9 protein-coding genes are annotated in these 5,826 nt (G+C 61.0%); 2 read left to right on the top strand and 7 right to left on the bottom strand.

Annotated elements, in window-relative coordinates; translation table 11 throughout:
- Positions 1 to 429: 429 nt before the first annotated feature.
- On the bottom strand, positions 430 to 609 hold the full coding sequence (locus EOA85_RS25615; RefSeq protein ID WP_127211625.1) for a DUF3606 domain-containing protein: 180 nt from the start codon (positions 607 to 609) through the stop codon (positions 430 to 432).
- A gap of 114 nt (positions 610 to 723) precedes the next feature.
- Between EOA85_RS25615 and EOA85_RS37720 the strand changes: the two genes are divergently transcribed.
- Both EOA85_RS37720 and EOA85_RS25610 read left to right on the top strand, forming a co-directional pair.
- Positions 724 to 876, top strand: coding sequence for a hypothetical protein (locus tag EOA85_RS37720; protein WP_164759869.1), 153 nt, complete (start codon positions 724 to 726; stop codon positions 874 to 876).
- Positions 877 to 1,347: 471 nt separating this feature from the next.
- Positions 1,348 to 2,595 (top strand): hypothetical protein, encoded by a 1,248-nt coding sequence (locus EOA85_RS25610; protein ID WP_127211624.1) that lies wholly within the window; start codon positions 1,348 to 1,350, stop codon positions 2,593 to 2,595.
- Here the strand turns inward: EOA85_RS25610 and EOA85_RS25605 are convergent.
- The 6 genes from EOA85_RS25605 to EOA85_RS25580 form a co-directional block, all read right to left on the bottom strand.
- Positions 2,557 to 3,117, bottom strand: coding sequence for a hypothetical protein (locus tag EOA85_RS25605; protein WP_127211623.1), 561 nt, complete (start codon positions 3,115 to 3,117; stop codon positions 2,557 to 2,559). The two genes, EOA85_RS25610 and EOA85_RS25605, sit on opposite strands and share 39 nt — an antisense overlap.
- The gene (locus tag EOA85_RS25600) at positions 3,093 to 3,686 is read right to left on the bottom strand and encodes a hypothetical protein (RefSeq protein WP_127211622.1); all 594 of its coding nucleotides are present in this window, start codon (positions 3,684 to 3,686) and stop codon (positions 3,093 to 3,095) included. The genes EOA85_RS25605 and EOA85_RS25600 overlap by 25 nt, the downstream gene beginning before the upstream one ends.
- Positions 3,683 to 4,216, bottom strand: a complete 534-nt coding sequence (locus tag EOA85_RS25595; protein WP_127211621.1) for a hypothetical protein — start codon at positions 4,214 to 4,216, stop codon at positions 3,683 to 3,685. The genes EOA85_RS25600 and EOA85_RS25595 overlap by 4 nt, the downstream gene beginning before the upstream one ends.
- A gap of 314 nt (positions 4,217 to 4,530) precedes the next feature.
- The gene (locus EOA85_RS25590; protein ID WP_095520575.1) at positions 4,531 to 4,887 is read right to left on the bottom strand and encodes a VOC family protein; all 357 of its coding nucleotides are present in this window, start codon (positions 4,885 to 4,887) and stop codon (positions 4,531 to 4,533) included.
- Between the two features lie 30 nt (positions 4,888 to 4,917).
- A complete protein-coding gene (locus tag EOA85_RS25585) occupies positions 4,918 to 5,316 on the bottom strand; it encodes an SRPBCC family protein (RefSeq protein WP_127211620.1) in 399 nt (132 codons plus the stop codon).
- A gap of 68 nt (positions 5,317 to 5,384) precedes the next feature.
- Positions 5,385 to 5,826, bottom strand: a 442-nt coding sequence (locus EOA85_RS25580) for a helix-turn-helix domain-containing protein (RefSeq protein ID WP_127211619.1), incomplete at its 5' end; no start/stop codon positions are given.

The raw sequence follows: 5,826 nt of genomic DNA, 5'->3' as shown, positions 1-5,826 counted from the left end.
AGCAGCAGTTTCATAGCCTGCTACTTTGGCGACAACGAACTCAGAGAGTTTTTGAATTTGCTTACCCGGAATTTGTTTACGATCGTGACTTACGGGTAGCAAAAAATTCCGAATCAATTTGAAAGAACCGTCAAGAGAGGTGCTATTGGGTACTTGTGCCTCCGTTATAGCGAAAATCCGCCACCTTTCGGCACGGCGGGCGAGACGCCTTAGTTCACCGGGCGGCGATTATCTGACAACCCCTGCCGCTTTGCAGCTTGGGCCTTGGCTTCCCGGAGCAGCGCTCTATGCTGTTCGTCAGCCATACTCGTGAGGAAGTGGACCGACCACGAGCATGTCGACTCAGACGCGCTGGACTGGCTTGTGCGAAAGTAGATCCCCAGTCAGGCGAGGCTACGCCTGAATCGCGCCGGCCGGAGATCGACCCGACTAATCGTCTTTCTTCAAATCTTCAGCTTCGTCCCTCAGCCGCTGCCAGTCCGCGCCGTGCTTGCGAAGCAATGCCCGTGCCTGTCTGGGCGTTACGTCTGTCATCTCCGCCAGGTGCTCAACTTCAAGTTCTGCACCCTTCTTAACTCGGCTCGTGTCGCTCGTCCTCTTGTTCGCCATCTGTGGCGTCCTCCTTGGCCCACGGTCAGTGGCAACGAATGTTGAACGTTGTGGTTCCGCCCCTGTGGAACTGACTGCCGGCCGTGTAGTTCTACCGCCCGAAGGAGATCTCAAATGCTTCGATTCCTAATCGGTCTTGGCGCGCTGTATGCGGCATTTCAAATCGGCCGGGAGTTTGGCCGCACAGAGGCGGAGGTCATCCAGATTCCACCCGACGATCGTCGTCCGAAGCCCGGAAACGGCGCAGAGTTCGGCGAGCGGACCTAGGAGGACTGGTAGCTCCCTCAAGTTCGCGCTATCTACGCGACATTGGCGCGAGCAAACCAGTACTCCCAAAATCCTACGAGGAGGCTATCTGCCTCGGAACTAATGCCGGAGCGATGTGATTAGTAGGATGCGCTGAGGATGAGCTTGATCCGCCTAACCACGAAGAAGCGCCGGAGCCGGCAGTTCATTGCGACGGCCGAAACTGCCTTCCGACAGCAGATAGCCCTGTCGAGGAATGCAAGGGGCTAGATTGCACGCCGGCTCCGCCAGTCGACCCAGGTCCGCAGATTGAACAGGTCAAATGAACAGCATCAGCCGAACACCCGAACTGCGAAGGTGATCGCAGATCCGTGGAGAAGGTTGGATTTCAGGTCCTCCCTCCGCCAATGCAACCCCTCCTTTTGGATTTGGGGGATCGTCTGACGAACAACATCTTAAGTCCGGACCGGAGCACAAAAGTCACCCGACGCGATGACCACGACGATTGACGACATATACCGGCCTCTTGCAGTAACCACGCGGTTGCTTGTCCAGTGCTGGCCGCAGCTATTGCTGGTCGGCTGCCTCGGTGTGATCGCTCATGATCTGCTGCTACAGGGCGCCGTCACGATCGGCCTCCAATTCCCGCTGGGCGGAATGGTCATGCTGTCGCTGGTGATTCTCGCCAAGCTGACGGTGCTGGTCATGATGTTCGTGGTGCTCCGGCCGCATATGCCGGCGGTGGCGGGACTGAGGCAACAAGCAAAAGGAGCGGACGAAACAAAACGCGAGCCGATCCTGGCGATTACCGCCGCTGCGATCCTGCCTTTCTTCGCCTATTATGCCGCCTGGGGCTTTCTTGGCGATACGGTTCGCGAATATTCGCGCATGGCGCTGGCCCAAGCCGAGCTCGGCAAGAGCGTCGACATCTTCGCCATTCTTCAGTCAAGCGGCGTGGTACTGTCGATCGTCATTTGCTGGCTGGTGCGTTTTGCCGCCAAGCGACTGAATGCGCGCGCCTCTCACCCCTACTGGCGGCTGCTGATCGTGGCGACGGACGCAACTTGGGTCTTCATCGGTCTCTACGCGCTCGACGTATGGAAAGACCAGTTCATCCGCTGGCTTGGCGCAGGCGCGGCGCTGCAGCAGCTCAGCCTCGATTTGTTTGCGCCGGTAACTTCGGCGGCTGCCGCCGGCCAGTTCGTTCCGGTGGAATTCCGGCCGCTTCCCTTCGGAGAGCAGCTTCAGAATCTGTTCTTTTTCGCGTTGCTGCCGATTGTCTGGCTGGTGATGGCGGCGATCATCAACGGCTATGAGCTTTCCGCGCCGGCCGCTCCCGGTCCTGCGCTATCGCGCACGACCTCATGGCAAAAGTGGCTGAAGGATTTCGCGACGCACTTCGTTGGCGGCTACCGCAGCCGCTATTCGCCGGTCTGGACTTGTCTCAAGCTGACGCTCAGTGCCGGCCTTGCGACGCTTGTCACCTTCGTCATCGCCTATCAGGCCATCTCCTGGATCGGCGCCTGGATGTGGTATGGCCTGACAAGACTGATCGGAGCGCATGACCTCGCAACTTGGCAGATCTTCGCCGACACCATCAGCCTGTTCATCGGCAGCCCAAGCGAACTCGAAGGAGGAATCCTGCTCGACGCAGTCCGAGTCGCGCTGCTTGCAGCCGTGCTCGAGACTGCAGTCGTGGCGTCAGGTCCGCGGCTCGCTGACGCTGAGATGATTCGGTAGCGCCGAGTAGAGGCCAATCGATAGCGTGAGGCTGCTCGCCGCAGGCGGAATCGAAAAGCTGGCAGTCATCCGTGCCGGCTTGCCGGGCTCGGCCGCCGCGAACGCCATGCCGCCACACAGGGACCGTTGCTGGGCCTCCGGATATTGCTTCCTGACCATCGGATCGGCAAATAGGGTTGGCTGCCATTCGCGACCGCTTCCGTCGGAAAGCCGCACCTTGCATGGAACGGCGCCGAGCGCCTTCGGGTCAGCTGCGAGAGCTTCGAATTCGGCGAGGACGACGGCGTTTCCCTCACTGCCTGCCAGTCTGGTGATGCGCGTCACGGTCCAGCTTGCGCCGGCATAGTCGATCGGTTGCCCCAAGGTCGCAGATAGCGGCTGGCGCAAAAATTGGGAGCGCCAGTCCTTGATGCTTCCCCACGTCTGCACGACTAGCGCTGCAGGCAGCGCAACCACCAGCGCCGTCATGCTCAGCCGATAACCTCGCCGCGTTGACATCACCTTTGCGGGAGAACTGTCCATGGCGGCCTTTCTTCGTTGCGGCGGATAGTGATTGCGGGCTCGATGTCTTTGCCGGAAACATCCGTGGTGATGCGGATCTCATCGTCGAGCGGCAGCAATTTTGTGCGTGCGACCACTACGGTCCCGCCGGCGACGGCTTCTTCCGGCACTTCGAACGCCAGAAGGACGCGGCGTGGCAGGCCGGGCTGATAGGCATCGCCCGGCATCATTTCGATCGTCGCCGGCAGCCGGTCGGTCAGGACATAACGGATGCCGCTGCCGCTCAGCCACTCACCCGATGTGAGACGCAAGGTCTCGAATTTCGCCTCCGCCTCGCCTTCGACCACAACCCATACGCCGGAACTCGTGTAGGTCTTTGACTTCCCGAAGGTCTCGACGTTGAGGACACGGGCGACCCTGGCGCTGTCCAGCGAAAGCGCGAACGCGCTAGCCTGGACACGCTTGTTCATGCCGCCCGAAGAGACTATCGGCGATGTAATGTCGCTGTAGAGCGGACGCGTATGCTGCATGCCGTAGAGCACGGCGGCAGCGAACAGCAGCGCAAGCACCGAACGCACCATGCGCATCATAGCGCCTTTTCCACCGGCAGATCGACCGTCGCAACGGGATCTCGGTCGTACCACCCGCTTGCGCCGTAGAGATTGTCGCGCAGCTTGTAGATTTGGCCGGTAACGGTGATCGTCACCTTGTCCGGCACGGACACACCGGCCGGCCACTCCCAGGCCATGGTCAGGCGTTCCGGCATGTTGGGATTGAAATATCCCGCCAGATACTTGTCGCGATCGAGATAAACCGTTGGCATCGGCAGCTTTTGCGCCGGCGCGCTAAGCGTCACGGTGCGATAGAGCACGTTGTTTGGAGTGGCGGAACGGTTCACCACGTCCAGATCCACCATCAGAAGCTGCACCGGCCGCGACGGAGGAACGCCTGTCGGCGGCACTGTTCCGACACGTGCCGTTCGCAAGGTCACAAACCAGCGACCGGTATCGATCTGCTGGCCTGCCTGCACAACCAGCACCTTTGGCGGATGGGCAGCTTCGTAGAGCGTCATCGAAAACGAGATTGCCGATGCGGCCAGCCCGCCCAGGCCTGCAATCAAAAAAGCATACAGCCTTTGCCGTACTGTCGTTCGTGTCGGTTCCGTCATGCTTCGTGCGGTATGCGATGGTCCTCAGGCCAGCCTTATACGATGCGAGCTACGCCATCGGACAATAATTTTGTTACAACAGCAGCGCTGGCATCTCTAAGGTGGGTCAGCACAGAGATACCAGCCGCGCAATCAAATCCTTGGAAGCTCGCCCGGTCAGTATTCACTATCCGCTCCTGGCGCCAAGAGCGGCATTAAGCCCGACGGCCCGCCCAAAACCACTCGAAAGAGGCGCCGGGCTCGGCTCGGCGCCCCCTTCCGCTTTCTCACTTGCCCGACCACACGGCCAGCTCGTAGCCGTCCGGGTCGGAAAAGTGAAAGCGGCGGCCGCCGGGGAAGGAATAGGCGGGCTTGACGATCTTCCCACCGGCCTCCTCGACGTGGCGCTGGGTCTCGTCAAGGTCGTCGGCATAGAGGATCACCAGCGGCCCGCCTGCCGCCTTGCTCTGGCCACCGAGGGCGAAGCCGCCGGTCAGGCGGCCGTCGTTGAACTCGCAATAGCTCGGCCCGTAGTCCTTAAAGGACCAGCCGAAGGCCTTGCCATAGAAGTCGCGCGAGCGCGCGATGTCACCGACGGAAAACTCGACATAGTCGATGCGCTTGTCGTTGCTGGATTTGGCCATGATCTTCTCCTTTCGTGAATCTTGGGAAGCTCAGCGTTCGAGCATTGCCTTCAGGGTGTTGAGGTCGCGCTCTACCGCGGCGGCGTCGGCAGCGAATATCTCCTCCGTCATGTCCGGCTTCCTTAAGAGCACGAACATGACCTCCGCGCCGGTCCCGTTGGGTACCACGCGCACCGCATTGCGGGTTTCCTTGCCCTCGGCGAAGACGATGTGATCGAGGACACCGAATTCATTGGGCCGGGAGAAGCGGATGCGGATGGGCCGGCCCTCGGGGTCCTCCGCAGTCCATTCTTCGCCCGATCTTTCGAAGCGCCGGCCAAGGCCTGCCGCCCAGCGCTGGAAATTCTCCGGGATGGAGGCGAAGTCGTAGACTTCGCGCCAGTCCCGGTCGATGGACGCGGTGATGATGCGGGATTTGTAGATCGTCATATCTGCCTCCTTTCAACGAAGGCAGACTAGGGGGAGTCGGCGGTGGCGTATTGAACGAAACGGCCAGTTCAGGCGCCGAGCTGTCGCAGAACCGTCGCGGGCGAGAACCCCGACAGGCGCCGCACCTCGCGCGTGAGATGCGCCTGGTCCGAATAGCCCGCCTCGAACGCAAGATCGACAAGGCGCGGCTCGGCGGACTGCCGCGCCAGGTTCAAAAACCGCTGGAAGCGGAGAATGCGGTCGAGCGTCTTCGGACCATAGCCGAAAGCCTCCTGGCAGCGGCGGCGAAGTGTTCGCGGGCTGACGTCGAGCCGATCGAGGATCACCGCCATGCCCGGACCGGCGGATTCCGTTTTCAGCGCGTTGAAGGCAAATCCCATGTCCGGAGGCGGCGGCTTGACATCGGGCGCAAGCCGGGAGAGCGCCGCTTGCATCGCCCGCATCCGCTCCGCCGTGGAGGATGCATCACCAATTCTCTGGGCGATTTCGCGCGCCAGCGCCCCCCAGAAC

It is taken from the genome of Mesorhizobium sp. M5C.F.Ca.IN.020.29.1.1, from assembly GCF_003997375.1.
In the GTDB taxonomy this organism is placed as follows: Bacteria; Pseudomonadota; Alphaproteobacteria; order Rhizobiales; family Rhizobiaceae; genus Mesorhizobium; species Mesorhizobium wenxiniae.
This window is presented reverse-complemented; position numbering and strand designations above follow the sequence as displayed.

Bases quoted from the DNA above. Each gene is read 5' to 3' on its own strand.
- EOA85_RS25615 (WP_127211625.1), bottom strand. From the start codon at position 609: ATGGCGAACAAGAGGACGAGCGACACGAGCCGAGTTAAGAAGGGTGCA.
- EOA85_RS37720 (WP_164759869.1), top strand. From the start codon at position 724: ATGCTTCGATTCCTAATCGGTCTTGGCGCGCTGTATGCGGCATTTCAA.
- EOA85_RS25610 (WP_127211624.1), top strand. From the start codon at position 1,348: ATGACCACGACGATTGACGACATATACCGGCCTCTTGCAGTAACCACG.
- EOA85_RS25605 (WP_127211623.1), bottom strand. From the start codon at position 3,117: ATGGACAGTTCTCCCGCAAAGGTGATGTCAACGCGGCGAGGTTATCGG.
- EOA85_RS25600 (WP_127211622.1), bottom strand. From the start codon at position 3,686: ATGATGCGCATGGTGCGTTCGGTGCTTGCGCTGCTGTTCGCTGCCGCC.
- EOA85_RS25590 (WP_095520575.1), bottom strand. From the start codon at position 4,887: ATGGCCAAATCCAGCAACGACAAGCGCATCGACTATGTCGAGTTTTCC.
- EOA85_RS25585 (WP_127211620.1), bottom strand. From the start codon at position 5,316: ATGACGATCTACAAATCCCGCATCATCACCGCGTCCATCGACCGGGAC.